General features: G+C 65.0%; 22 protein-coding genes, 1 tRNA gene and 1 pseudogene. 4 read left to right on the top strand and 20 right to left on the bottom strand.

Translation table 11 applies throughout. The features are described 5' to 3' along the window. Window positions 1–6 precede the first annotated feature (6 nt). Complete coding sequence (locus Q8Z05_RS13645) at window positions 7–948, bottom strand: Bax inhibitor-1/YccA family protein (protein WP_305940159.1); 942 nt, start codon at window positions 946–948, stop codon at window positions 7–9. Window positions 949–1,456: 508 nt separating this feature from the next. Between Q8Z05_RS13645 and Q8Z05_RS13640 the strand changes: the two genes are divergently transcribed. The 4 genes from Q8Z05_RS13640 (at window position 1,457) to Q8Z05_RS13625 (ending at window position 5,540) form a co-directional block, all read left to right on the top strand. Further along, window positions 1,457–2,740: a branched-chain amino acid ABC transporter permease gene (locus tag Q8Z05_RS13640; RefSeq protein WP_305940158.1), complete on the top strand. Its 1,284-nt coding sequence runs from the start codon at window positions 1,457–1,459 to the stop codon at window positions 2,738–2,740. 9 nt (window positions 2,741–2,749) lie between these two features. Next, window positions 2,750–3,718 carry a branched-chain amino acid ABC transporter permease gene (locus tag Q8Z05_RS13635; RefSeq protein ID WP_305940157.1) on the top strand — a complete coding sequence of 323 codons (969 nt, stop codon included), beginning with the start codon at window positions 2,750–2,752 and terminating at the stop codon, window positions 3,716–3,718. Between the two features lie 68 nt (window positions 3,719–3,786). Further along, complete coding sequence (locus Q8Z05_RS13630; protein WP_305940156.1) at window positions 3,787–4,773, top strand: ABC transporter ATP-binding protein; 987 nt, start codon at window positions 3,787–3,789, stop codon at window positions 4,771–4,773. Continuing rightward, entirely contained in the window at window positions 4,770–5,540 is a 771-nt protein-coding gene (locus tag Q8Z05_RS13625) for an ABC transporter ATP-binding protein (protein ID WP_305940155.1), read from the top strand. The genes Q8Z05_RS13630 and Q8Z05_RS13625 overlap by 4 nt, the downstream gene beginning before the upstream one ends. 248 nt (window positions 5,541–5,788) lie before the next feature. Here Q8Z05_RS13625 and Q8Z05_RS13620 read toward each other — a convergent pair whose 3' ends face one another. The 19 genes and pseudogenes from Q8Z05_RS13620 to Q8Z05_RS13530 all read right to left on the bottom strand — a co-directional run bounded on the left by Q8Z05_RS13620 (window position 5,789) and on the right by Q8Z05_RS13530 (window position 26,398). After that, the gene (locus tag Q8Z05_RS13620) at window positions 5,789–7,138 is read right to left on the bottom strand and encodes an ABC transporter substrate-binding protein (protein WP_305940154.1); all 1,350 of its coding nucleotides are present in this window, start codon (window positions 7,136–7,138) and stop codon (window positions 5,789–5,791) included. 256 nt (window positions 7,139–7,394) lie between these two features. Next, window positions 7,395–7,468, bottom strand: a tRNA-Leu gene (locus tag Q8Z05_RS13615). Window positions 7,469–7,488: 20 nt separating this feature from the next. Further along, window positions 7,489–8,433 carry an N-acetyltransferase gene (locus Q8Z05_RS13610; protein ID WP_305940153.1) on the bottom strand — a complete coding sequence of 315 codons (945 nt, stop codon included), beginning with the start codon at window positions 8,431–8,433 and terminating at the stop codon, window positions 7,489–7,491. Window positions 8,434–8,518: 85 nt separating this feature from the next. Next, the gene (locus Q8Z05_RS13605; protein WP_305940152.1) at window positions 8,519–9,988 is read right to left on the bottom strand and encodes an NAD(P)/FAD-dependent oxidoreductase; all 1,470 of its coding nucleotides are present in this window, start codon (window positions 9,986–9,988) and stop codon (window positions 8,519–8,521) included. A gap of 52 nt (window positions 9,989–10,040) precedes the next feature. Then, window positions 10,041–11,420 (bottom strand): S8 family serine peptidase, encoded by a 1,380-nt coding sequence (locus tag Q8Z05_RS13600; RefSeq protein WP_305940151.1) that lies wholly within the window; start codon window positions 11,418–11,420, stop codon window positions 10,041–10,043. A gap of 49 nt (window positions 11,421–11,469) precedes the next feature. Continuing rightward, entirely contained in the window at window positions 11,470–12,417 is a 948-nt protein-coding gene (locus Q8Z05_RS13595) for a Ppx/GppA phosphatase family protein (RefSeq protein ID WP_305940150.1), read from the bottom strand. Next, entirely contained in the window at window positions 12,414–13,121 is a 708-nt protein-coding gene (locus Q8Z05_RS13590) for a DUF501 domain-containing protein (protein WP_305943566.1), read from the bottom strand. The genes Q8Z05_RS13595 and Q8Z05_RS13590 overlap by 4 nt, the downstream gene beginning before the upstream one ends. Window positions 13,122–13,230: 109 nt before the next feature. Further along, window positions 13,231–13,962: an FtsB family cell division protein gene (locus Q8Z05_RS13585; RefSeq protein ID WP_305940149.1), complete on the bottom strand. Its 732-nt coding sequence runs from the start codon at window positions 13,960–13,962 to the stop codon at window positions 13,231–13,233. Window positions 13,963–14,047: 85 nt separating this feature from the next. Continuing rightward, window positions 14,048–15,328 carry a phosphopyruvate hydratase gene (gene eno / locus Q8Z05_RS13580; RefSeq protein ID WP_305940148.1) on the bottom strand — a complete coding sequence of 427 codons (1,281 nt, stop codon included), beginning with the start codon at window positions 15,326–15,328 and terminating at the stop codon, window positions 14,048–14,050. Between the two features lie 122 nt (window positions 15,329–15,450). After that, complete coding sequence (locus Q8Z05_RS13575; protein ID WP_305943565.1) at window positions 15,451–16,068, bottom strand: MazG nucleotide pyrophosphohydrolase domain-containing protein; 618 nt, start codon at window positions 16,066–16,068, stop codon at window positions 15,451–15,453. 67 nt (window positions 16,069–16,135) lie between these two features. After that, on the bottom strand, window positions 16,136–17,296 hold the full coding sequence (locus Q8Z05_RS13570) for an adenosine deaminase (protein ID WP_305940147.1): 1,161 nt from the start codon (window positions 17,294–17,296) through the stop codon (window positions 16,136–16,138). A gap of 57 nt (window positions 17,297–17,353) precedes the next feature. Further along, window positions 17,354–18,121, bottom strand: a complete 768-nt coding sequence (locus Q8Z05_RS13565) for a DedA family protein (RefSeq protein WP_305940146.1) — start codon at window positions 18,119–18,121, stop codon at window positions 17,354–17,356. 100 nt (window positions 18,122–18,221) lie between these two features. Further along, window positions 18,222–18,849, bottom strand: a pseudogene (locus tag Q8Z05_RS13560) (DedA family protein). Window positions 18,850–18,946: 97 nt separating this feature from the next. After that, a complete protein-coding gene (locus Q8Z05_RS13555) occupies window positions 18,947–20,269 on the bottom strand; it encodes a thymidine phosphorylase (RefSeq protein ID WP_305940145.1) in 1,323 nt (440 codons plus the stop codon). After that, on the bottom strand, window positions 20,266–20,616 hold the full coding sequence (locus tag Q8Z05_RS13550; protein ID WP_371745978.1) for a cytidine deaminase: 351 nt from the start codon (window positions 20,614–20,616) through the stop codon (window positions 20,266–20,268). Before Q8Z05_RS13550 ends, Q8Z05_RS13555 begins: the two co-directional genes overlap by 4 nt. 104 nt (window positions 20,617–20,720) lie before the next feature. Beyond that, window positions 20,721–22,061 (bottom strand): ABC transporter permease, encoded by a 1,341-nt coding sequence (locus Q8Z05_RS13545; RefSeq protein WP_305940144.1) that lies wholly within the window; start codon window positions 22,059–22,061, stop codon window positions 20,721–20,723. Continuing rightward, window positions 22,058–23,473 (bottom strand): ABC transporter permease, encoded by a 1,416-nt coding sequence (locus Q8Z05_RS13540; RefSeq protein ID WP_305940143.1) that lies wholly within the window; start codon window positions 23,471–23,473, stop codon window positions 22,058–22,060. The genes Q8Z05_RS13545 and Q8Z05_RS13540 overlap by 4 nt, the downstream gene beginning before the upstream one ends. Further along, on the bottom strand, window positions 23,466–25,103 hold the full coding sequence (locus tag Q8Z05_RS13535; RefSeq protein ID WP_305940142.1) for an ABC transporter ATP-binding protein: 1,638 nt from the start codon (window positions 25,101–25,103) through the stop codon (window positions 23,466–23,468). Before Q8Z05_RS13535 ends, Q8Z05_RS13540 begins: the two co-directional genes overlap by 8 nt. Before the next feature lie 185 nt (window positions 25,104–25,288). Next, window positions 25,289–26,398, bottom strand: a complete 1,110-nt coding sequence (locus Q8Z05_RS13530) for a BMP family lipoprotein (protein ID WP_442781322.1) — start codon at window positions 26,396–26,398, stop codon at window positions 25,289–25,291. Window positions 26,399–26,589 lie beyond the last annotated feature (191 nt).

The following is a 26,589-nucleotide window of genomic DNA, read 5'->3' as shown; positions in this document are numbered from 1 at the left end:
TGGGTGCTAGTCGTCGCCGCGGAGGATCGCCAGGAGGCGGATGATCTCCACGTACAGCCAGACCAGGGTGACGGTGAGGCCGAAGGCGGCGGTCCAGGAGAACCGCTCCGGAGCTCCGTTACGGACGCCTTCCTCGATGCTGGTGAAATCCATGATCAGGGAGAAGGCAGCGAGGCCGATGGCCAGCAGGCCGATGAAGACGCCGAGCGGGATGCCGAAGATCTCAACGCTGCGCAGGCCGAACATTTCGTTCTGCAGACCGGTCAGCATCATCACCATGTTGACCAGCGAGAAGACCGCGTAGCCGATAATCGCGATCATGAAGAAGCGCATGGCCTTGGGGGTGGCACGGACCTTGCCGCTCTTGAACAGCAGGAGCGTGACGCCGAACACGGACAGTGTACCGATCACTGCCTGCAGGCCGACGCCCGGGTAGAGGCCGTCAAGGACGCGGGTCAGGCCGCCCAGGAAGAGTCCTTCCAGACCCGCGTAGGCAAGGATCAGGGCCGGTGACGGCTGCTTCTTGAAGGTGTTGACGAGGGCCAGCACGAAGCCGCCCAGCGCGCCGACGATCATCAGCAGGGACGCCAGCGGCATGCTGACGAAGAGCGTCACGGCAGCACCGGCCATCAGCACGCCGAGGCAGGCTGCGGTCTTGATGATGACGTCGTCAAAGGTCATCCGCCCGGTTTCGGCCGGTCCGGCTGCGGGCTGGTTGTACATCTGCTGCAGCTGGTCATGGGTCATGTTCTGCTGCTGGGCCATCCAGCCGCCCTGTGCGTCCATGACCTGGCCGGGAGTGCGTCCCGGTGTCTGGCCGTACGGGTTCTGCCCGTACTGCGGCTGGCCGTAGGGGTTCTGGCCGTACTGAGCCTGCGGAACAGGCGGTGCCTGGGTGGCTCCACGGAAATTCTTTCCGTTGAAGATCGGGTTTCCGCCAAGTGCCATTGCGGGTGTCCTCCATATAAAGGGGGTTGGGTGGTGATCCTTATAGTTCAAGGTACCAATTTCCACGCGCGGGCGGCAGGGATAGTTCCCCGGAAGGGGCTGCCGAAACCCAACCGTGACATGGCCGACCCCTGGGCGTGACGAATACCACAGCAGCCACGGCGCCGCGACTGTTTAGGAATACGCAGAATCAACAAAAGTTTTCTTTAGAAGAACTGCACCAATCCTGTGGCCGGGCTTCACGGTCGTTATCCGATCGCGATCTTAGGCGTGCCTACACGAGGCTTCTTTGGCCCCGGCTGGCTGTAACATAAGCCCAAGCAGGGTGACTGACATCACAAAGTATTCGGCGTATTTGCCGTCTATCTGGCGCCACGACAACGTCCCCTCGCACCGTTCGCAGTGGTTGTAAAGGCGCAACCCAGTCCACCCCCATGTGGAGGTTTTCATTTTGAGAAACACACTGAGAGGCCTGTCGCACAGACGACGCGGCAGATTGCTTAAGGCGGTGGGGGCTGTTTTTGCCGCCGTCGTGGCAATTCTCCTCGTCGTCGCCCCGGCGTCGCAGGCCACTACCCCCTCACCGACACCATCCCCGTCGAACCAGCAGTTCCAGAACAGCATCAGCGGCTTCCTTCGTGACGACGCACGTGCACCAATCGCTGACGTTACGATCACCGCCAAAAGCGGCGATTTCACCGGGACCGCAAAATCAGGCGCCAACGGCTCATGGACCATCGGAGTCCCGGTCCAGGGCACGTATGAAGTGGAACTGGACGAGTCCACCCTCCCCGAAGGCATCAAGCTCGCCGACGGTCAGGAAAATCCACGCACCGTCACCTTCAGCCAGACGTCCAATCTCTCCGTCATCTTCGCCTTCGGCAAAGGCATTGTGGTCCAGCAGCAGGACTTCGGCCAGAACCTGCTCAACAGGCTCGTGGCCGGCCTGAGCTTCGGCCTCCTGCTGGCGCTGGCCTCGGTGGGTCTGTCGCTGATCTTCGGCACCACCGGCCTCACCAACTTTGCCCACGGCGAAATGGTCACGTTCGGCGCCGTGCTGGTCTTCGCCTTCAATGCCATGAGCCTGCCGTTCTGGCTGGCGGTGGTCCTCGCCCTGCTGGGCGGCGGCCTCTTCGGCTACGTCCAGGACGCCGGCCTGTGGAAGCCTTTGCGCCGCCGCGGCACGGGCCTGGTCCCCATGATGATCGTCAGCATCGGCCTCGCATTGGCTGTCCGCTACGTTATTCAGTTCTACTTCGGCGGATCCACCCAGCAACTGCCCTACGCCCAGAGCTCGGAAATCCAGATCGGGCCGGTGTCGATCTCGCCCAACAACCTGTGGTCGCTCGTCATCAGCGCCGTCGTCATCGCGCTGATCGGCTTCGTCCTCCTGAAGACCCGGCTGGGCAAGGCCACCCGTGCAGTCGCCGACAACCCGGCCCTGGCGGCAGCCTCGGGCATCGACGTCGACAATGTCATCCGGATTGTCTGGGTGGCGGGCGGCATGCTGGCCTCCCTCGGCGGCATCCTCTGGGCCTACTACCGGCCCGGCGTCACGTTCGACATGGGTTCCCAGATCCTGCTGCTCATCTTCGCAGGTGTGACCCTGGGCGGCCTTGGCACGGTATTCGGTGCACTGATCGGATCCATCATTGTCGGCATCTTCGTGGAGCTGACCACCGTGTTCGGCCTCGCAGCCGACCTCAAATATGTGGGAGCACTGTTCATCATGATTGTTGTCCTCTTGTTCCGGCCGCAGGGCATCCTGGGCCGTCGCGAGCGCGTGGGTTAGGAGACAGCCATGGACTTGGGATTCATTTTCTCCAGCGCTGCCGGTGAACTTTTCAGCCCGACGACGGCGGCGTACGCGCTGGCCGCGCTTGGCCTCGCCGTTCACTTCGGCTACTCCGGCCTGCTGAACTTCGGGCAGGCGGGCTTCATGGCGGTAGGCGCCTACGGCTTCGCCATCTCCACGCTGACTTTCGGCGTGCCGTTCTTCGTCGGCCTGCTCATCGCCGTCATCTGCTCGGCGATCTTCGCGCTGCTGCTGGGTATTCCCACCCTGCGCCTGCGTGCCGACTACCTGGCCATCGTGACGATTGCGGCGGCGGAAATCGTCCGCTACATCGTCACCACCAACCAGCTGACGTCCGTGACGGGTTCCGCCAACGGACTGGCAGCCTTCGAGGGCGGCTTCTACGCCATGAACCCGTTCCCGGAGGGCTCGTACTTCGGCATGAACAACAGGGACTTCTTCATCCGTGTTGTGGGCTGGGGACTCGTCGTCATCTGCTGCACCCTGGTGTGGCTCCTGATGCGCAGCCCGTGGGGACGCGTCCTCAAGGGCATCCGCGAGGACGAAAATGCGGTCCGCTCGCTGGGCAAGAACGTCTACGCCTACAAGATGCAGGCACTGGTCATCGGCGGCGTCCTGGGCGCTCTGGCCGGCATGATCTTCACCCTTCCCCGCGGCGCAGTCCAGCCCGCCAACTACGGCACCGAGCTGACGTTCTTCCTGTACACCTGCCTGCTCCTGGGCGGCCTCGGGACGGTCCTCGGTCCGGTGGTGGGCGCCATGATCTTCTGGGTGGTGCTTTCGCTCACCCAGGGCATTCTCTACGGCCTCATTGAGTCCGGTGCGGTCACATGGCTGAACACGGTCCAGGCGGGGCAGCTGCGCTACATCCTCGTGGGTGTTGCCCTGATGCTGCTGATGATCTTCCGGCCCCAGGGCGTCTTCGGCAACAAGAAGGAGTTGGCGTTCGCATGAGTGAACAACGCAATGTGCCAACATCAAGTGGCACTAGGAACAGCGGTAACACCGAGAATATTGACTACATGACGGACACGCGGCCGATCGCGGCCGGCGAAACAGCCCCCGGCTGCAAGAAGCGCGACCCGATCGTCGTCGCCGAAAATGTCACGCGGAGCTTCGGCGGCATCAACGCCGTCGACGTCGAATACCTTGAGATCCCCCGGCACAAGATCACGGCGCTGATCGGACCCAACGGGGCCGGCAAGACCACCCTGTTCAACCTGCTGACCGGCTTTGACACGCCGAACTCCGGCAAGTGGCAGTTCGAAGGCAACAGCCTCGCCGGCGTCTCCCCCTACAAGGTGGCACGGATGGGCATGGTCCGCACGTTCCAGCTGACCAAGGTGATGGGCAAACTGACCGTCATGGAAAACATGCGGCTGGGCGGCTCGGAGCAGCCCGGCGAGCGGCTCTCCAAGGCACTGTTCAAGGGCATGTGGGGCGGCCGGGAAAAGGAGATCACGGCGCAGGCAAACGTCCTGCTGGAGAAGTTCAAACTGGACGCGAAGAAGGACGACTACGCGGCGTCGTTGTCCGGCGGTCAGCGAAAACTCCTTGAAATGGCGCGGTCGCTGATGGTCAGGCCCAAGCTCGTGATGCTGGATGAGCCAATGGCCGGCGTCAATCCGGCACTGACCCAGTCCCTCCTTGACCACATCAAGAACCTCAAGGCGGAGGGCATGACCGTGCTCTTCGTGGAGCACGACATGAACATGGTGCGCCACATCGCCGACTGGGTTGTGGTGATGGCCGAAGGCAAGATCGTCGCCGAAGGCCCGCCTGTTGAGGTCATGAAGAACCCCGCCGTGATTGACGCCTACCTGGGCGCCCACCACGACGTCGATCTGGGCGACGCTGAAGGCATCAAGGAACTGGCTGCCGAGCTCGTGGCCGACGAGGAGTCAATCGTGGGCACCGAAAACGCCGGCATTATCGCCGTCGACGTCATTGCCCCTGAAACGGACTCTGCCACGGTGACGCCCGAAACCAGGAAGAAGGACACAGAATGAGCGCCACCAGCGCGGCTGCGGCCGCCACGCCAGCCGCTGCAGACGAGTCGGTGGTCAAAGTCACCGACCTGGTGGCGGGCTACATCCCCGGCGTCAACATCCTTAACGGCTGCAGCATCGAAGCCCGCAAGGGCGAACTGATCGGCATCATCGGCCCCAACGGCGCCGGCAAGTCGACGCTGTTGAAGGCGATGTTCGGCCTGGTGAAGGTGCACTCGGGTTCCGTTGTGGTCCGGGGCCAGGACATCACCGGGCTCAAGGCCAACAAGCTGGTATCCAAGGGCGTGGGCTTCGTCCCGCAGAACAACAACGTGTTCTCCACGCTGACCATTGAGGAAAACATGCAGATGGGCATGTTCCAGCGGCCCAAGGATTTCGCCGAACGGTTCGACTTCGTCACCAGTCTCTTCCCTGAGCTCGGCAAGCGCCGCGCCCAGCGGGCCGGCTCACTGTCCGGCGGGGAACGCCAGATGGTGGCAATGGGACGTGCCCTGATGATGGAGCCGGCCGTCCTGCTGCTCGATGAGCCCTCGGCAGGCCTCTCCCCCGTCAAACAGGATGAGACCTTCCTGCGGGTCCACGAGATCAACCGGGCCGGCGTCTCGGTGATCATGGTGGAGCAGAACGCCCGCCGCTGCCTGCAGATCTGCGACCGCGCCTACGTGCTGGACCAGGGCAAGGATGCGTACACGGGCACCGGCCGTGAGCTCATGAAGGACCCCAAGGTGATCCAGCTGTACCTCGGCACGCTGGCGGACGAGGTCTAAACCACCGCCAGGAGCCGCACAAGGGCCGTCACCGCAAGGTGGCGGCCCTTCTGCGTGTCCGGGGCCACGGGATGGGTGCGGGCGCCTCAGCAGCCGTTTGCTCGGCGCCTGCGCTCGTTCCTCACGCAACAAAGGCGCTTTCACAAGCGCCTTCCTCCGGCGCCCTTAGTTCTGGAGCCACCACCCAGGCAACAGAAAGCCCCCGTCCGGCCGGACGGGGGCTTTCTGTTGTCTAGGGTGAGGCGGCTTTACAGCTTGCCGAATTCTTCCTTGGACGGCTTGTAGGTGTTGTCATCCTGGTACTCGTAGATGCCGATATAGGCTTCCGTCGGGTCGCCTGCCTCGGAGAAGGTCACCGGACCGGACTGGCCGTCGTAGTCGATGTCCTTGCCGTTGCGCAGCAGGGTGACGCAGGACGGGAAGTCGGTGCACTTCTCGCCGGATTCGGAGACTGCCTTCAGCTGCTTGGCGACGTCGGTGCCCTTGGTGCTCTTCGCAGCCTCGGCTGCCAGCGCAATGAGGTTGACTGCATCGTAGGACTCGCCGGCGTAGCTGTAATCCTTCAGGGCCGGGTCAATGGCCAGCAGCTTCTTCTTGAAGTCCTCCTTGGCGAACGTGCCCGGGATGGTGCCCTGGGCGCCCTTCAGCGTGCCCGCCTGGAAGTCCTTGCTGTAGTCCGACGTGTTTCCGTCCACCAGGAACATCTGGGTTGCCTTGATGCCCTTGCCGGTCATCAAGGGGACGATGCTCTTGGCCTGGTCGAAGGTGATCAGGGCAATGGCGTCAGGCTTGGCTGCGATGACCTTGTCTACCTGACTGCTGAACTGCGAATCGCCTTCGTTGAAGAGCTCCTCGGCAACCACCTTGCCGCCGGCAGCTTCGAACGCCGACTTGACGTTCTTTGCCAGGCCCGTGCCGTAGGCGTCGTTCAGGACGATCATGCCGACGGTCTGGGCACCACAGGTAGCCATGTAGTTTCCGAGGACCTTGCCCTGGAGCACATCCGAAGGAGCCGTGCGCCAGTAGAGGCCCTTGTCATCCCAGGTGGTGAAGTCAGGCGACGTGTTCGCAGGCGAGAACTGGATGACGCCGGCGCCGGTGATCTGGTTGATGACTGTCTTGGAAACACCTGAGGAAGCAGCGCCGATGATGGCGCTGACGCCGCTGCCAAGAAGCGCGGTGGTGGACTGCGTGGCGATGTCCGTCTTGGTGTCACCGGAGTCGCGGTGGATCACCTCGACGGGCTTGCCGAGGACGCCGCCGGCGTCATTGACTTCCTTGATGCCAAGGTTGACACCGGCAATTTCGGGCGGGCCGAGGAACGCCAGCGACCCCGTTGTCGGCAGGAGCGATCCAATCTTAAGCGGGGTGTCGGTTGTGGTGGTCGAGGCCGGAACCGAGCCGCCGGCGCCTGCTCCGGTGGTGGCACTGCCGGTGGCGCTCGGCGCGGGGCAGGCAATTCCGGATGCTGCAGGGGTGGTTGAGCCTGTCGAACTCGGGGTGGACGAGCCGCCACAAGCCGTAGCCAGTAGGGCGACGCCGATGCTAAGCGCTGTGAGCTTAGCGACTCGCGGCGCCGCCTGGGGGAGTGAAATCATTGAGAGTCTCCTCGATCGAAAGGTGCGAACGGCCTTTGATGCGAATTACCAGGTGTTCCTGATTTAGATTCAAGCTAATGCAATTTCCCGGCGAACATAAGTGACTATGGTCACATCCTTATAACAGTCGTTGCATATGGGAAACCACGGGGAAAAGACGGGGACACGCGGGAAGCAGCCGGCCGGAAGAGGTCAGCCTGAAGGCCGGCGCGGCGGATCGAGGCGCGGCATTGTGGGAGGTCGACTGCGCGAAAAGTACCCCAGGTGGGACTCGAACCCACAACACGCGGATTTTAAGTCCGCTGCCTCTGCCAATTGGGCTACTGGGGCGCCCGGTCAATGGTATCCCGTCAGAGCCGTTCGAAGGGCCCGGCATACCGGAACGTGCCGTGGATGCCTCCCGGCCAGACGGCGAGCGGAAGCAGTTGGAAGAAGTCCCCCCACTCGGCCTGCGGGGGCTCGATGCCCAGTGAAACCGAGGGCACAAAGCCGAAACGGGAGTAGTACTCCGGGCCGCCCAGCAGGGCGATGCCCCGCTCCCCCGCGGCGTTCGCCCGCACGACGGTTTCCTGCATCAGCGCCGAGCCGATGCCGTGCCGCTGCAGCCGCGGCACGACGCTGATGGGGCCAAGGCCCAACAGCCCCAACTCCCCCACCCAGCCCCGCGTGCTGATGACGTGGCCCACCACCTCGCCGTTCTGTTCGGCGACGATGCTGAACTCCGGCAAGTACTCGTCACAGTCGAAGAGCTGCTTCAACAAACCCACTTCCACCGGTTCGCCGTCCACGGGCAGCCCGGTCTCCGGCGACACAGAGAAGGCAGCCGCGGTGAGCTCCAGGATCGCCGGCCGGTCTTCCGGCTGCTCGGTGCGCAGTACGAGCGGGGGCGCAGGCTTGTCGGAGCTTGACGCCGCGAGCTCGTGCAGAATCTCCAGGGCGCGGTCCGCGTCGGCCACCGGAACCAGGAGATGGTCGTGATGGAATCCGGCGAGGACGTTGCAGCTGATGTGGGCTTCGGTGAGCGCTGCACTGACTGCGGCCGTCAGCCCCAGTGCTTCAAGCGAGGAGTGCACCTGCAGCGTGATCCAGGCGGCAACAAAGTCGTAGCGAAGCTCGAGCCTGTCTGCCTCGGCCCGGGGCAGCACCACGGTGAGCCCTTCCGCTTCCCGGACAGCGGCCTCAATGCCGGGAGCGAGCGGCCTGCCGTAGGGCCACAAAACATACACATACTCCCCCTCGCGGAGCACGGGGTGGATCGATGCCAGGAGGGTCCGGATGTCCTTTTCACCAGTCATTGAGCCATTAAACAGCAACGGCGGCCGTGCCCGTGGGGAACGACCGCCGTTGCCGGTGATTTCAGGTGTGACGCCGGGACGGAAGCTACTTCGTGTCAGCCGACACAGGCTGCTTCGCCTGGCTGCTGCTGCCGGATCCGGCAGGCTTGTCAGCCACCGGTGCGGCGGGGGCAGCTGCCGGCTTCGGGGCAGGGGTGGCCGCGGCGACGAATGCTCCGCGCGGGTTTTCCAGGTCCACCAGCTGAGTGGTGTCGCGGCCCATGAAGAAGCTCAGGATCCAGTTGAAGATAACGCGGAACTTGCGCTCGAACGTGGGCATGGCCATTCCGTGGTAGCCACGGTGCGCCAGCCAGGCCAGGGGGCCCTTGAGCCCGATCCGGCCTAGGAGGTTGATGTTGGCAACACCCTTCCATTCGCCGAAGCCGGCAACGGCGCCCAGGTTCTTGTGCTTGTAGTCCTTGAGCTCCTTGTCCCAGCGGGAAGCCCACAGGTTCTTCGCGAGGCGCTTGGCCTGGCGAAGGGCGTGCTGCGCGTTCGGTACGCACGTGCCGTCCGGCAGGCCGCTGCCCGTAAGGTCCGGCACGGCGGCGATGTCGCCGGCAGCCCAGGCGTTTTCGATGATGCCTTCGTCGCCTGCGACGCGGAGGTCCGGGAGAACGCGGACGCGGCCGCGCGGCTCCAGCGGGAAATCGGTGGAGCGGACCATCGGGTTGGCCTGCACACCGGCAGTCCAGACGAGGGTGTCCGCTTCGAATTCCTGCGCGGCGGTCTTGTCCGGAAGGTTGATGAGCTTCAGGGAGCCCTCGGCGTTGTCCAGCGAGGTGTTCAGTAGCACCTCGATGCCGCGGCTGCGCAGGTGTTCCACAACCCAGTCTGCCTGCTTGGCCGTGACCTCGGGCATGATGCGGCCCATGGCTTCAACCAGGACGAAGCGGACTTCCTCCTGCTTGACGCGGGGGTTGTTTTTGACTGCCGCGCGGGCAAGGTCTTCCATCTCGGTGATGCACTCGATGCCGGCGAAACCGCCGCCAACCACCACGAAAGTGAGGGCACGGGCGCGCTCGGCGGGATCGGTAATGGTGGAACCGGCTTCAATCCGCTCGAGGACCTTGTTGCGCAGCGCAACCGCTTCCTCGATGGTCTTCAGGCCGATGCCCTTGTCCGCCAGGCCCTTGATGGGGAAGGTACGGGTAATGGCACCTGCGGCCATTACGACGTCGAAGTACGGCACCTCAAAGTTCGGCCCGCCGTCGGACGGGGCAACCACGGCTGTCCGGTTCGCGTGGTCGATCGAGGTGACCCGGCCCTGGATAAGTTCCGTCTGCTTCAAGTGCTGGCGGTGGGAGACGACAGCGTGGCGCGCCTCGATGTTTCCGCCGGCAACTTCCGGCAGGAAGGGCTGGTAGGTCATGTAGGGCAGGGGATCAACGACGGTGACGATGCCACCGGCATTCGCGATCTTGTTCTGCAGTTTGAGGGCTACGTACAGGCCGACGTACCCGCCGCCGACGACGAGTACCCTGGGACGGTCCTGGAGCTGTGGGGTTGTTGCCATGACTCAAGAATACAGTAGTTTGTGAAAATCTTCACTAAGTAAATCGTCCCCGTTACGTTCCGGTGGAGTCCACTTTGTCCAGCACTCCGGTCTCCGGCCCCTCGCGCAGGTTCCGGGGGTTCCTGGACGCCCTTCGCAGCTGAAAGAGGGCGCCCGCAATGATGGCCAGGAAGAGCGTTCCGAAACCGACCACCACTATGGCAGGCACGGCACTGTCCAGCTGGGACGGCGCCTCGGCCACCGGAATCGTGGCGGCGGGCAGGGTGGGCGGGGCGCTCGTGGGGGTGTTGCCGGGCTCGGTGGCGGGCGTGGTTGCGGCGGCCTCGCCCCTGCGGTGGATCCGGATCCAGTCAGCCACTGTGCCCAGCGGGTTGATTTTCGTTTCGGGAACGTCGTCCTTCAACGCGGCTTCAGCATTAAGGACGCCAAACCCGTAAATGGGGTCCTTGCCCGGCGCCCCGGCATCCTTGGCCGTGGTCACAATCCTGTTAATAACCTGGCTGGCTGTCATTTCCGGCCATTTGGAACGGATCAGGGCCGCGACCCCGGACACGATCGGAGTGGCGCCGGACGTGCCGGCCCATTCCGCATAGCCGTCTCCGGGCATGCCGCCGATCAGGTTTTCGGCCGGTGCTGCCACCCCGATACTGATCCCCTGGGATGACGAATCGATGCTGGCTGCGCCTTCGCGATCCAGGCCTGCCACCGTCAGTACGCCCGGTATGGTTGCGGGAGCTCCCACCTGCACGTTGCCGCCCACCCGGTTGCCGGCCGCGGCAACGATGACCACGTCCTTTTGCTCGGCATAAAGGAAGGCCGCGTCCCAGCTCTGCGGCCATTCCGGCGACGTACTGCCCAGCGAAATATTGATCACGCGTGCGCCGTTGTCCACTGCCCAGCGGACAGCCGCGGGGATCTGTTCCTGGTCCGTCTTGCCGCCGGGGTTCTGGGACCCGAGCCAGGTGGACACCGACAGGATCTGCGCTTCGGGGGCGACGCCCACTATTCCGTCGGGGCCGGGCGCCGGCGTGGCGCCGGGCGTGGGACTCGCGGTGGCTTTCGGCGGCTGGTGGCCGCGGCCGGCCAGCATGGTCGCCACCAGGGTCCCGTGTTCAGGCTTCGAGCCGATGCTCTTCTGCCCGTCCGCGCTGCCCGCTCCGGAGGCGTCGCTCCCGCCAACGACCGCGCCTTTCAGGTCGGGGTGCTTGGCGTCCACGCCGCTGTCGATGACGGCGACTTTCACGTTGGCGCCCTTGGAGACTTCCCACGCCTTGGTGATGCCGGACTCGGCCAGCCAGTACTGTTTGTCCCGCCACGAATCGGCCCGGGCTTCCGGTGCCGCGATCAGCGACGTTGCCAAGCTGCCTGCGGCAAGGGCCATTGCAGTCACGGCGGAGGCCGTGCGGCCCCAGCGGGTTGATGCTCTGGTCATTCGGGTCCAATCGGCTATACAGGCAAGGTCATGAGCTGATGCCACATCCTCAGCTGATGCTCAGGGCAATTCCGTCGAGAATATCGTGTTCGCTGGCGACGGCCGAAGTGATCCGTCCGTCGGTGACCTCCGCCAGGCGCTCCAGCACGCGGCGCCAGACCAGTCCGCCGGCACCGATGACGTCGACCCGGCCCGGGTGCATGTAGGGAAGTTCCGCGCGGTCGGCTTTGATCATCTCCAGCAGGTCGGTGCAGGCCGCACTGACGGTGCCGAGGGGAAGTTCCTGGCCGTGGATCGCCGCAGGCGAGTACTCCGGAAGCCGGAGCGCATGGGCTGTGATGGTGGTGACGGACCCTGCAACGCCGACGACGGCGGTGGTGCGGTCAAGCGGAACGGCCAGACCCGCCTCGCTGATGGCGGCGTCGACGTCGGCCTCCGCCGCAGCGATCTGCTCCGGCGACGGCGGGTCGCTGCGCAGGTGGCGTTCCGTCATCCGGACACAGCCGACGTCCACCGACCTGGCGGCGATGACGCCGTCGGCGTCGCCAAGTACGAATTCGGTGCTTCCGCCGCCGAGGTCCACCACCAGCACGGGGTCGGAGCCGCGGGACGGCAGGACGCTGCTCGCGCCGGCAAAGGAAAGCGCTGCCTCTTCGTCACCGGTGATCACTTCGGGCTCCACTCCGAGGATCTCGCGGATGCCGTCCACGAATACCTTCCGGTTGCCGGCGTCCCGGGTGGCAGACGTGGCGACGAAGCGCACCTTCCCGGCCCCGTGTTCGCGGATCAGCGCGGCGTAGTCCGAGGTGGCCGCGAAGGTCCGGTCAAGGGCCTCCTGCGCCAGTTCGCCGGTTGCGTCCACGCCCTGGCCAAGCCGGACCACCCGCATCTCACGCACGACGTCGGTCAGCTTGGCGCCGCTCCCCTTTCCGTCGACGTCGGCGATCAGGAGACGGATGGAATTGGTTCCGCAGTCGATGGCGGCAACTCGGGTCACTGTGCGGCCTCCGGGGAGTTGTCGGTGTTCTCTTCGGCGTGGTTGATATCAGCGTGGCGCTGGGTCTTGCGGACGGGCGCCGGACGGCCCACGATGTCAGGGAGGCCCTGCGGTCCGTGGCGGCTGAGGTCCTTTGAGGGTGCTTCCCCGCCGCTGTCCCAGGCGCCGTCGCAATAGCAGCGCTCCGCTGTCCACCATTCACTGATGGCGGCGATGGCCTCGTCCCCCAGCGGGTTGACTCCGGAGCCTGCAGCCAGGGAGTGGCCCACCAGGACGTGGAGGCACTTCACTCGGGTGGGCATCCCGCCGGCGGAGATGCCGTCGATCTCCGGCACAGCGCCAATGCCGGACCGCTCGCCGATCTGTGCCCGGGACACGAGATAGGCATCGTGGGCAGCCCGGTACCGGGCTGCGAGCCCGGAGTCCTCGACCAGTCGTTCGTTCATCCGGTTCATCAGGCCGGCGGCCTCGAGCCGCGACACTGCGGACGTGATGACAGGGTGGGTGAGGTAGAAAGTGGTGGGAAACGGTGTGCCGTTGCTGAGCCGCGGCGATGTCGCCGCAACGAGCGGGTTGCCGCAGACGCAGCGGGCCGGGATTTCAACGACGTCGCGCACGGGCCGCCCCAATTGGCGGCTCAGGACGTCCAGGTCCCTGGCGGAGGGGTGGCTGGACACGGGCGCTGTCGGGGCACTTTCTGACACGGGGTGTCCGCCCTGGGCGTTGAAGCCTGCTGCATTCTGGTCCACTGGCGCGGCCGCCTTCCTGCCCTTGGTGGCTGTCCCGTGGGAAAGCCGGCGGAGGGCACCGCCTCTAGTCTGTTGCCGAGCGCCTGATGGACTCCCAAAGCGAGTCCACCCATGGCAGGTTGGCCGGGTCCTCAGCTGATCCTGAACCGGCCTGGCCACTGGCGGTCCCGGCCGGCAGATCGCTGCCAAACACCCAGTAGCCGGTTTCTCCCGGCATAACCATGTTAATGCGGTCGCGGGCCTGCTGTTTCACGTAGTTGGGGTCCTGCCAGCGTGAGACCTGGAGCTTCAGGCCCTCCTGCTCCGCCTGCCGGGCTGCGATATCCGCCTCCAGCGCGGCGATCTCGGCTCTTTTGTCGATGAAGATCTTGACGGTGGGGGCCAGCATGATGGTGATGGCAATCATGACGACAGCCAGGGCCAGCATCCGGCCGGAGAAGGCTTTGGCGGGTACGGGATCCTGGTTGTCCGCTCCGTCCTTGCCTGCACTGGCAGGGGCACTACCGGCAGAACTGCCAGACACCTGGCTGCCTGCCGGCCCGCGGGCGGCCTGTTTGCCAGCAGCTACGCCGGCTTTGACCGATGCCCCGAGGCGTCCTGCCGTGGAGGTCTTCCCCTGGGCTGCGGGCCGTTGCGAAGGGGACGTTTTGGCGGGGGACGTTGTGGCCTCGTCTTCAGCGGGCAGGTGCCGCGTGGCACCGAAATCCGCGCGGATGACCTCAGCGCCGTCGTCGGCGTCCTTGGACTGGCGCGCCGCGGGCGTGGCCCGGGGAACCTTGGGACGGCGGGTGGCCATGTCACTCCTTCAAAAACGAACCGAAAACAGAACCGGTGGCCATGGTCTTTCAACCATAGCCACCGGTCAGCTGTTTTTTTGGATACTAGCCCTTGAAACGCGGGAAGGCGCTGCGTCCGGCGTAGCGTGCGGCGTCGTCGAGTTCCTCTTCGATGCGCAGCAACTGGTTGTACTTGGCAACACGCTCGGAGCGGGCCGGGGCACCGGTCTTGATCTGTCCCGCGTTGGTGGCAACGGAGATGTCAGCAATGGTGGTGTCCTCGGTTTCGCCGGAGCGGTGCGAGGTGATGGTGGTGTAACCGGCACGCTGGGCCAGGGACACGGCGTCCAGGGTTTCGGTCAGCGAACCGATCTGGTTGACCTTGACGAGCAGCGAGTTCGCGGTCTTGGTGTCGATGCCGCGCTGCAGGATTGACGGGTTGGTGACAAAGAGGTCATCGCCCACGAGCTGGACCTTGTCACCGATGCTGTCGGTGAGGGTCTTCCAGCCTTCCCAGTCGTTCTCGTCCAGCGGGTCCTCGATGGAAACCAGCGGGTAGTCGGCGACGAGCTCGGCGTAGTATGCGCTCATCTCGGTGGCGGAAAGGGCCTTGCCTTCGAACTGGTAGGCACCGTCCTTGAAGAATTCGGAGGAGGCGACATCCAGGGCCAAGGCGATGTCCTTGCCCGGGGTGTAGCCGGCGTTCTTGATGGCTTCCTGGATCAGGTCCAGTGCAGCGCGGTTGGACGGCAGGTTCGGCGCGAAGCCGCCCTCGTCGCCCAGGCCGGTGGAGAGGCCCTTGGCCTGCAGGACGGACTTGAGGTTGTGGTAAACCTCGACACCCCAGCGCAGGCCCTCGGAGAAGGTCTCGGCGCCGATCGGGACGATCATGAATTCCTGGATGTCCACGTCGGAGTCGGCGTGCGAGCCGCCGTTGAGGATGTTCATCAGCGGCACGGGCAGGACGTGGGCGTTCGGGCCGCCCAGGTACTTGTACAGCGGCAGGTCGGCGGACGCGGCCGCGGCGTTGGCGACGGCCAGCGAAACACCGAGGATGGCGTTGGCGCCGAGCTTGCCCTTGTTGGCGGTGCCGTCCAGGTCAATCATGGCCTGGTCAATGCTGCGCTGGTCCGTGGCGTCGAAACCGGTCAGTGCCGGAGCGATCTGATCGATGACGGCGTCAACGGCCTTCTGGACGCCCTTGCCAAGGTAGCGGCCCTTGTCTCCGTCACGGAGCTCAACGGCCTCGTGCTCGCCGGTGGAGGCGCCGGAGGGAACTGCTGCGCGGCCAATCTGGCCATCGGACAGCAGTACTTCAACTTCTACGGTCGGGTTGCCACGGGAATCGAGGATCTCGCGGGCGTGAATGGCATCGATAAGCGCCATGAATATGCTCCTTATGGTGAAGCGATTTACTGGGAAACTAGCGGAAAAACTCGACGTCCTCGTCAGGGACTAGCGTAGTCGAGAGTGGTGCACGTTACGGAAACCTATCCAGCACCCGGACGTCATGATCCCGTCCGGAACCCGTCCGGGTGACCGGGGCGGTGGCTGTCCTGATACCGCCTGACCGCCCCGCGGAGGGCGCGTTCGGCGTCGAAGCCCTTGCTTCCGGCAGCGGCGACGACGGCGAGAAGGAGCTCGCCCAGCTGCTGCTCGGAGTCAATGGCGTCGATGAGCTCTGACCCCGGGCCGGCCGGTTGATCCGGCAGCCCTGCCCGCCCGGCCCGGTCCAGGGTCTTCCGGGCGCGGGCAAGGGCCGGGAGGTCCTGCGGAATTCCCTCGAAGGGGTCACCGCGTTCGGGCTTCTCGGTCCGCTTGATGGAGTCCCACTTCCGGACGATGTCCGCCACGCTGGCGGGGAAAGCGTCCTGGAGCGAACCGTCCGGCCGGAACACGTGCGGATTCCGGCGGATCATTTTCGCCGTCAGGCCACGGACGACGTCGTCGAAATCGAAACTTCCGCGTTCCTCCGCGAGCCGGGCGTGCAGCACTACCTGGAGCAGGACGTCGCCCAGCTCTCCGCGGAGCTCCGCCTCGTCGGCGCCGGTTTCGATTGTTTCGGCCACCTCAAAGGCTTCCTCCAGGAGGTACTCCACCAGCGACTCGTGGGTCAGAGCCCCCATCCAGGGGCAGTGTTCCCGGAGGGCGGCGATGACCCCCACCAGTGAGGTGACCGGGAAGGTGCCGTCCTTAGGCGAGGTTGGCGTAGGCGTCGTTGATGTACTCAACGAGGGCTTCCTTCTCCTCCAGCGGCAGGAAAGCCGCCTCTGCGGCGTTCAGGGTCAGCTCGAGGATGTCATCGAGGTCGTAGTCGAAGGTCTCCACCAGCAGTTCGAACTCGTCGGTGAGGGTCACGCCGCTCATCAGCCGGTTGTCGGTATTGATCGTGACGTTGAAGCCGAGCTGGTAAAGCATGTCCAGCGGGTGGCTTTCGATGCCCTCGCCGAAACCGGCAATGGCACCGGTCTGCAGGTTGGAGGACGGGCAGATTTCCAGGGCGATGCCGCGGTCGCGGATCCAGCTGGAGAGCTCGCCGAGGGTGACCATGCCGATGTTTCCATCAGCTTCGCCGGCCTCGTCCGCTTCCGGGGTGTCCTCGTCGTCGAATTCCACGGTGATGTCCTCGGCGATGCGCACGCCGTGGCCCAGGCGCAGGGCGCGGCCGTCAACGAGGGCGGACTGGATGCTTTCCAGGCCGGCGGCTTCGCCGGCGTGGACCGTGGCGGGGAAGTTGTGCTGGGCGAGGTAGGTGAACGCATCGCGGAAGCGGGCCGGGAGGAATCCGTCCTCGGCCCCGGCAATGTCGAAGCCCACGGCTCCGTTGTTGCGGTGGCGGACTGCCAGTTCGGCGATTTCCTGGCCGCGGTCCGCGTGGCGCATGGCAGTGATGAGCTGCCCGACCTGGATCTCCCGACCGGTTTCGGCGACGGCGTCGACGCCGGCGTCGAGTCCTTCCTGGATGGCCTCGACCACTTCGTCCAGCGTCAGGCCCTTCTGCAGGTGCTGCTCGGGTGCCCAGCGGACTTCGCCGTACACCACACCGTCATCGGCAAGGTCTTCAACGAACTCCTTGGCAACCCGGAAGAGGCCCTCTTTGGTCTGCATCACGGCGATGGTGTGGTCGAAAGTCTCGAGGTAGCGGACCAGCGAACCGGAATCCGCGGATTCGCGGAACCACTCCCCCAGCGCCACGGGATCGGTGGAAGGCAGGGTATGACCGACTGCCTCCGCGAGTTCGATGATGGTGGCCGGGCGCAGGCCGCCGTCCAGGTGGTCGTGCAGGGATACCTTGGGGAGGCTCTTGAGGTCGAAGTCGATGGCAGGGGCAGCGTCAAGAATAGGCTCAGTCACGTTCCAACCTTAGGGTCGGCGGCCCTCCGGCGCCACCCGGATGCGGGCGGCCCTGCTTCAGCCGCGGGTTTCGGCTTCGGCGACGGCGGGAACAGCCAGGGCCGGGACGTCCACGACGTCGTCCCGTCCGGTCCGCCCGCCGTGTTCCGGCGCGGTTTCGCCCCTGGCTTCGCTGGCGGTTTCGCTGCCTGTTTCCCCGCCGGCAGGCGCTTCGTCGTGGCGTCCCAGCCGCTTGTGCCACCACCGCAGCAGGTGGTCAATGATGATTCCGAGGATGATGGCGAACACCACGGCGATGCCGGCGCCGAGCAGCGGATTGTGGTGCAGCAAGGGGAAGGAGCTCGCCAGCAGGCCTATCCCGATCGAGTAACCCACCCAGGTGACGCAGGCAAAGGCATCCAGGATGAAGAACCTGCGGTGCGGGAAAGCGGTGGTGCCGGCCACGTAGTTGACCGCCACGCGGCCCCAGGGGATGTAGCGGGCCGTGAAGATCAGGACGGCGCCGCGCTTCTCCAGCTCGTAGTGGGCCCAGGCGAAGACCCGCTGCACCTTGGGTTTGCGCATCCAGCGCCAGCGTTCCAGCCCGATCTTCCGGCCCAGCAGGTACGCCATGTTGTCGCCGGCGATGGCGCCGACCAGCGCTGTGGCGCCAAGGATCCACAGGTTGGGTTCACCGCTCTGGCGTGAGAACGCCGCAAGGGCCACGATGAGGGTTTCGCTCGGTACAACCATCGCAAAGCCGTCAACAAAAAAGAACACCAGCAGGATGGGATAAATCCACCATTGGCCTGCGGCATGGAGCACTGCCTCATTGATAAATTCCACGCTAGGCCCTGCTCCTATGAAGTGACGGAAATCGCTATTTAGTGTCCCATGGCAGCGGCATGATCCGCTACGCTACGGCCTGCTGAAAATCGCCTGCCGGTCAGGTGCTCCCGGGTGCCGCGGGTTCCTCCGGTATCCGGCCGCGGAAGCGGCTGATCACAATGTCCACAATGATCCCGAGCAGGATGGCGCAGATAATGGCAATGGTGGCGCCGAGCAGGTGGTTGTCTTCGAACCACTGCCCGAAAAACAGCCCGATGGCTACCGAATATGAGGACCACAGCGCTGCGGACAATACGGTCAGCCCCACGAAACGCAAATGCGGGAAGCGGGTGGCGCCGGCGGTGAGGTTTACGGCCACCCGGCCAATCGGAACAAACCGCGCCACGAGCACCAGCGACGCCGGCCGTTTCCGGAGTTCGTTACCGGCCCACTGGAAGGCGGTCTGCATTCGCCGCCCCCGCATCCACCGCCACCGCCGGGTGCCCACCCGGCGTCCGATCAGGTAGGCGATGTTGTCGCCCCCGAACGCCCCCAGCGCGGCCATGAGCATCAACAGCCAGGGATTGGGGACATCCGCGGTCGCGGCCACAGCCGCCAGCCCAACCACCACCGACTCGCTGGGGATCGGCGGGAAGAACCCCGTCGATCACGCAGCAGGCGAGCACCAGGAGAAGTACCCAGGGCTGCCCTGCCGCGGCGAGAATGAAGTCGTTGATAGCCTGCACAGTTTCCTAACGGCCGGGGCCGCCCGTTTTCTCCCCGACCGGTGCGCGGGACGCCAGGGGCGCCTGCCGCGGGAACCGGCCGAAGAGGGTCACGGGATCAGGCGATGCGGTCGATGATGAGCTGCTGCGCCGGCCGGGAGCCTTCCGGCGCAACAACAACGGCCCCTTCAAGGGCTTCCTTGGCGCGGCCGAATTTCTCCGGGGTGTCTGTCAACAGCGTCATCAGCGGCTCGCCGGCACGCACCATGGCACCGGGTTTGGCGTGGAGCCTGACGCCGGCTCCGGCCTGGACCTGGTCCTCCTTGCGGGCCCGCCCGGCACCCAGCCGCCACGCAGCCACACCCACTGACCGGGCATCAAGTTCCACGAGGATCCCGTCAGCCGGAGCGTAGACAACCTCGGATTCCCTGGCGACGGGGAGCTTTGCCCGCGGATCCCCGCCCTGCGCCTCGATCATCCGGTTCCACACGTCCATGGCCCGGCCGTCCTTGAGGGCGGCGCGGGGGTCGGCGTCATGAACTCCGGCGCAGGCGAGCATTTCCTCGGCCAGCCGCACGGTCAGTTCAACGACGTCTTCCGGACCGCCGCCGGCCAGGACCTCCACGGATTCCTCCACTTCGATCGCGTTGCCCGCGGTCAGGCCCAGCGGCGTGTTCATGTTGGTCAGCAGGGCCACCGTGTTGACGCCGGCGTCCTTGCCCAGCGCGACCATGGTCTCTGCCAGTTCCCGGGCCCGGGCCTCGTCCTTCATGAAGGCGCCGCTTCCCACCTTGACGTCCAGGACCAGCGAACCGGTGCCTTCAGCAATTTTCTTGCTCATGATGGAGGACGCAATGAGCGGGATGGCTTCCACCGTTCCGGTGACGTCCCGGAGGGCGTAGAGCTTCTTGTCCGCGGGCGCCAGCCCGGCGCCCGCGGCACAGATCACGGCCCCGACGTCCTGCAGCTGGGCCATCATTTCGTCGTTGCTCAGCGTTGCCCGCCAGCCGGGGATTGATTCCAGTTTGTCCAGGGTGCCGCCGGTGTGCCCGAGTCCGCGGCCGGAGAGCTGCGGGACGGCCACCCCGAAAACGGCCACGAGAGGTGCCAGCGGGAGCGTGATCTTGTCCCCCACTCCCCCGGTGGAGTGCTTGTCCGACGTCGGTTTCACGCCGCCGTCGGCACGCCTCAGGCCGGAGAAGTCCATCCGTTCGCCGGAGGCGATCATCGCCGCGGTCCAGCGCGAGATTTCCGCGCGGTCCATGCCGTTGAGCAGGATGGCCATGTTCAAAGCGGCCATCTGCTCATCGGCGATGGCGCCGCGCGTGTAGGCGTCGATGGTCCAGTCGATCTGTTCAGGGCTCAGGACACCCCTGTCCCGCTTGATCCGGATGATGTCGACGGCGTCGAACGCCTCGGTGTTGCTTGCGGTGTGTGTCACCGGGGTTCCTCCAGGTGTTGGGGACCAAAGGCATCGGGTAGCACCTGGTCCATTGTCTTGATTCCCTGTGTGGTCATGAGTTCCATGTCGGGTGCCCGGAACTCGTACAGCAGCTGGCGGCAGCGCCCGCACGGCATCAGGATGTTGCCGCCGGCGTCCACGCAGTAGAAGGCGCGCAGCAGCCCGCCGCCGGTCATCTGCAGGTTGCCCACCAAGGTGCATTCGGCGCACAGCGTCAGGCCGTAACTGGCGTTTTCGACATTGCAGCCGCTGACAATCCGGCCGTCTGCGGTGAGGGCTGCCGCCCCCACCGCGAACTTCGAATACGGCGCATACGCGTTCTTCATGGCTGAGACGGCTGCTGCTTCAAGCGCCGACCAGTCGATGTCGCCGGCGTCCAGGCCGGCGCCTGCACTTACGCGTACGCGTGGTATTTCCTCGTCCACGGCCGTCAACCCTTGACGTACGGTATGCCGCTGGCTGCCGGCGGCCGGGAACGGCCCACCAGTCCGGCCACGGCAAGCACCGTCACCAGGTAGGGCAGCATCGCCATGAACTGGCTGGGAACCGGGGTGCCGATGATGGTCACGATGCTCTGCAGGTTGTCCGCGAAGCCGAACAGCAGCGCCGCGAAGAACGCACCGATCGGGTTCCACCGGCCGAAGATCAGCGCGGCCAGGGCGATGAAGCCTCGACCGCCCGAGATCTCCTTGGTGAAACTGTCGATGGCCACCAGCGTGAAGAAGGAACCGCCGATGCCCGCAACGGCACCGCCGAGCGTGACGTTCCAGAAGCGGGTGGCGTTGACCTTGATACCCATCGTGTCCGCGGCCTGCGGGTGTTCCCCGACGGCCCGGACGCGGAGGCCCCATTTGGTCTTGAAGAGGCCGATCCACACCACGATGACCGCAATGTACATGAGGTAACCCACCACGGACTGCTTGAACAGGATCGGGCCGATCACCGGGATGCTGGAAAGCACGGGGATGTCGATGATGGGCAGCCGGCCCGGCGAGTTGAACTGGGCCTTGTTGGCCTGCATCACTGTGCTGAACAGGAAGCCGGTCAGGCCGGAGACCAGGACGTTGAGGACCACGCCCACGATGATCTGGTTGACCAGGTACTTGATGCTGAAGACCGCCAGCACCATGGAGACGACGGCGCCGGCCACTGCCGCTGCCAGCAGCCCGACGAAGGGGCTTTTGGTCAGGGTGGCCACCATCGCTGCGGTGAACGCACCGCCGAGCAGTTGCCCCTCAATGGCGATGTTGACCACGCCGACGCGTTCGCAAAGCACACCGGACAGGGAACCGAACACGAGCGGCACGGCGAGTGTTACGGAACCTGCGATGAGCCCGGCCAGCGAGATGCTGGGCGTGCGGGCGCCGCCCACCACCCAGATCAGGAAGGCCGCCACGAACAGCACGATGAAGACGATGGGCAGCCAGCCGGGCGAGGCTTGATTCCGGGTTTTGAGGTACACCGCATAGGCGGCGAGACCCAGCATCAGGACCGACAGGACGATTCCGCCCAGGAAGGCGGGCACCTCGATGGCCGGAAGCTGGAAGAAGTCACCGCTCGAGGAGATGCCGAACCTGGCCGTCTGGTTGGGTCCCATCACGCCGAAGAAAATGAACGCGACGACGCCGAGGACGGCCAGCAGGACCGGTACCTTCCAGGTGACGGGCTTTGCTGATACCGCGGGGGCTTTTTCCGCCGACTGCGGCGTTCCCGGCTGCGGTTTTCCCTGCTGCGGCTGTCCCGGAACGGGCGATGTTGCTGTTGTGCTCATGCTGCACCTCCGGTGGTGGCGGCCTTCTGGGACTTACCGGCCGCTGCGGCCTTCTTCTTGCGCGGATTGAGCCCGAAGAGGGCCCGCACCAGCGGCGGTGCCGCGATGAACAGGACGATCAGCGACTGGACCACGAGCACAATGTCGATCGGTGTTCCGGTCTGGATCTGCATCTGCACCGCTCCTGCGCGGAAGGCGCCGAACAGCAGGCCGGCGGCGAAGGTGCCCCACGGCGTCGAGCGTCCCAGGAGTGCAACGGTGATGGCGTCGAAACCGTAGGTGGCCGCGACGCCGTCGGTCAGGACCTTTTCGGTTCCCGCCACCTGCGCCACGCCGGACATGCCCGCCAGTGCACCGGCGATCGCCATGACCAGGACGGTGGCCCGGGGCACGTTGATGCCGGCGGTCAGTGCCGCCTTGGGGTTGGCCCCGACCGCACGGAATTCAAAGCCCACGGTGGAGCGGTTCAGCAGCCACCAGACAAAGACCGTTGCGGCGATGGCCAGCACAAAGCCCAGGTGGAGCCTGTACTGCGTCCCGAAAATCTGCGGGTACACCGCGGTGGGATCCAGGATCGGCGAGATGGGGTTGGACTCTCCCGGCCGCTGGAACGCCGGCGTATTCAGCAGGTACCGCAGGAAGTACAGCGCAATGTAGTTGAACATGATGGTCAGGATGACCTCATGGGCCCCGGTGCGGGCCTTCAGCAGACCCACGAGTCCGCCCCAGATGGCGCCGCCCACGATCCCGGCTACCAGGACCAGCAGCAGGTGCAGGCCCAGCGGCAGGTGCAGTGCGAAGCCGACCCAGGCGGCGAGGATGCCGGCCATGATGATCTGTCCCTGGGCGCCGATGTTGAACAGGCCTGCCCGGAATGCCAGGGCAACGCCCAGGCCGGCGGTGATCAGCGGGGTGGCGATGGTGAGGGTTTCCATCAGCGGAGCAAACTGCACCGCAACGGTGGAGCCGCGGGGGTTGAAGACCGAGCCCTGGAAGAGGGCCACGTAGGAACGCGTCGCCGCGGTCCAGACGGCCGAGAAGAAATCCGACGGCCGGGCAAAGAGGTAGCTCGCCGTGGCTCCCACCTGCTTGTCCGTACTGGCGATGAGGAGTCCGCCAAGGATCAGGGCCAGCAGGACCGCCAGCACCGACACCATGCCGCTGCCGGTGAAAATCCGCCGGACCAGCGTTTCCGGCCCGCCCGGAACGGTGCCGCTCTGGGCCGAGACGGGAACGGCCGAGGGCTGCATCGCGCCGCCCGCTGTGTCCAGAGCGGTCACGGCTGCTGCGTCCTGGGCGGGCGCCTGGGGTTCAGGGGCCTGGGGTTCAGGGGCCTGGGACTCGGGGCTTGTGGCCGCGTTTTCGTCAGCTTGTTCCTGAGCCACGTGCTTGGGCTTGTCCTGTTCAGTCATGGTCGCCTCCTTCGGCACCGGAGGTGGAAGTCTGCACGGGCGTCTGCCCTCCGGCCGCGGCGGTGCGGGCGGTTCCGGCCTGGGCGTCGGCGTGGGCGGTTTCCTGGTGGGCGCTCTCCGGGTGGGCGCTCTCCGGGGGGAGCCCCGCCATCATCAGGCCCAGGACGTCGCGTCCGGTGCCCGCCGGGACTATGCCCACCAGCTTGCCCTTGTAGAGCACGGCGATCCGGTCCGCGAGTTCGATCACTTCATCGAGTTCGGTGGACACAATCATCACTGGCGTGCCCTGGTCCCGTTCAGCCACGATGCGCTTGTGCAGGAACTCGATGGATCCCACGTCCACGCCGCGGGTGGGCTGGGAAGCGATGAAGAGGCGCAGCGGCCGGGACAGCTCCCTGGCCATGACAACCTTCTGCTGGTTTCCGCCGGAGAGCGTTCCGGCGGCCAGCGACCCCGACGGCGTGCGGACGTCGAATTCGTCGATCCGGGACTGGGCATTCTCCAGGACTTTGGCCGGGCTCATGCTGATGCCCTTGGCGAAGGGAGCCTGGTCGTAGCGGTCCAGAATGAGGTTTTCGGCGATCGAGAACGTTCCGATCAGGCCGTCGACCGAGCGGTCTTCGGGCACGAAGCCGACGCCGGCGCGGAGTACTTCCTTGACGCTGCGGCCCAGGAGTTCCTCGCCGTCCAGCAGGATCGATCCGTGGCAGCGTTCCTGCAGGCCGAGGATGGCTTCCGTGAGTTCCGTCTGGCCGTTGCCCTGCACACCCGCCACAGCCAGGATTTCGCCGCGGGCAATGTCGAAGCTGATGCCGTCCACAACGTGCTGGCCGGTCGGGGCGATCACGGTGAGGTCCTTCACCTGGAACGTGGTTTCCTGGGGCCTGGCCGGGGCCTTGTCCAGTGTCAGGTTCACGGCGCGGCCCACCATCATCGAGGCAAGCTCTGTGGTGGACGCGCCGGGATCCGCCGTGCCCACCACTTTGCCGCGCCTGATGACCGTGATCGTGTCGGACACAGCCTTGACTTCGCGGAGTTTGTGGGAAATGAACACGATCGACGTGCCGTTGCTCTTCAGCTGGCGCATGATGTCCAGGAGCTCGTCGGTGTCCTGGGGCGTCAGCACGGCGGTGGGCTCGTCGAGGATTAGCACCTTCGCATCGCGGACCAATGCCTTGATGATTTCCACGCGCTGCTGGACGCCCACGGGGAGGTCCTCAATCAGGGCGTCAGGGTCGACGTCGAAACCGTACTTGTCGGAGATCTCTTTGATCTTCCGGCGCGTGTCTTCCAGGTTGAGGAAGCCGCCCGCCTTGGTGGATTCGGCGCCAAGCGCCACGTTCTCGGCAACAGTAAAAACCGGGACCAGCATGAAGTGCTGGTGCACCATGCCGATCCCTGCGGCCATCGCGTCGCCCGGGCCGCGGAACGTGACAGGCTTGCCGTCCACCAGGATTTCGCCATCGCTGGGTTCGTAGAGTCCGTACAGGACATTCATCAGCGTGGACTTGCCAGCGCCGTTTTCGCCAAGCAGGCAATGAATTTGCCCGGGTTCAACAACCACATCGATGTGATCGTTGGCAACAAGGGAGCCGAAGCGTTTGGTGATCCCTCTGAGTTCAAGTTTCAAAACTCTGACCAATCTCGAAGCGTCCGGAAAATGTGTCCGGACGGGATATGTGGCTGCAGCACCAGCCTAGTGCCTGCAGCCCTTGGCGGAGCGGGCAGCGCTCCTCGGAAAAGCCGACGCCCAACGAAAAGCGCCACCGCCCGGAAGTCAATGACCAACCGGGTGGTGGCGCTTTGCGGAGGGAGTTAGGCCTTAGGGCTCGCTGCCGACTCGACCTTCAGCTTGCCGTCAACGATGTCCTTCTTGATCTGGTCCAGTTCGGTCTTCAGTTCCGCGGGAACCTGTGACTCAAGCTCGTGGAATGGAGCCAGCTGCACGCCGTCGTTCGCGAGGGTTCCGACGTACGGCGTGTTGCTGAACTTGCCGTCCTTGTCTTCCTTCACAACGGTCTCAACTGCCTCGCCCATCTGCTTCATGACGGAGGACAGCATGATGTCCTTGTAGTCGGGAGCGGTGAGGAAGCCGTCGGAGTCAACCCAGATGAGCTTGACGTCCTTGCCTGCGGCTTTAGCTTCCTTGAGTGCGGCTCCCGCACCCTTACCTACCGGGCCGGCAACGGGCATCACGATGTCCGCGCCCTGGTCCAGGAAGTTCTGGGTCAGCTGCTTGCCCTTGTCCTGCTTTTCGAAGTCGCCGGTGAAGCTGCCGTCCTGCTTCTCCTTGTCCCAGCCAAGGACCTTGACGTCCTTGCCCTTCTGCTCGTTGTAGTACTTCACACCGTCCGCATAGCCGTCCATGAAGATGGTGACGGTGGGGATCTTGATGCCGCCGAAGGTTGCCACCGTTCCGGTCTTGGTGGAGCCTGCCGCGAGGTAGCCGGCCAGGAAGGCAGCCTGGGCGGTGTCGTAGATGATCGGCTTGACGTTGCTGATGGGGGTTTCGTAGCCGAAGTCGATGATCGCGAAGTGGCTGTCCGGGTTTGCCGTGGCCTGTGCCTTCGTGGCGTCACCGAGGAGGAAGCCCACCGTGACCGTCAGGTCGCAGCCTGCGGTGACCATGGCGCGGAGGTTCGGCTCGAAGTCGTTGTTGGTTTTGGACTCGACCTGGTTGACCTTGATCCCGAGGTCCTTCTCAGCCTTCTTCAGGCCTTCATAGGAGGACTGGTTGAAGGACTGGTCATCGAATCCGCCGGAGTCGGACACGATGCAGCCCGTGTAGTCGCTGGCAGTGGCGCTGGCGGTGCTGCCGGCTTCCGGAGCGGCGCCACAGCCGGTCAGCAGCAGTGCTGCTGCACCGGCGGTGGCAACACCGGTCATTGAACCGCGCTTGAGGGTTGCACGCAGTGAGTTCTTCAATTTTCCTCCAGGAACAAAGAGATAGGCGCTACGACGGGAGTTCAATGAGTGTCCGTTTCGAATGCTCCACACTGAAATTCTGTTTTCACTGATGGTTTCGCAGCACTGCGCCGAGGCGCACTGATGACAGCTACTGTAGTGGCCTGGAACACGTCCGGACACCACGCCGCCACCCCGGCGCGGAGATTGTT

This window comes from Arthrobacter oryzae, assembly GCF_030718995.1.
Lineage (GTDB): Bacteria > Actinomycetota > Actinomycetes > Actinomycetales > Micrococcaceae > Arthrobacter > Arthrobacter oryzae_C.
This window is presented reverse-complemented; position numbering and strand designations above follow the sequence as displayed.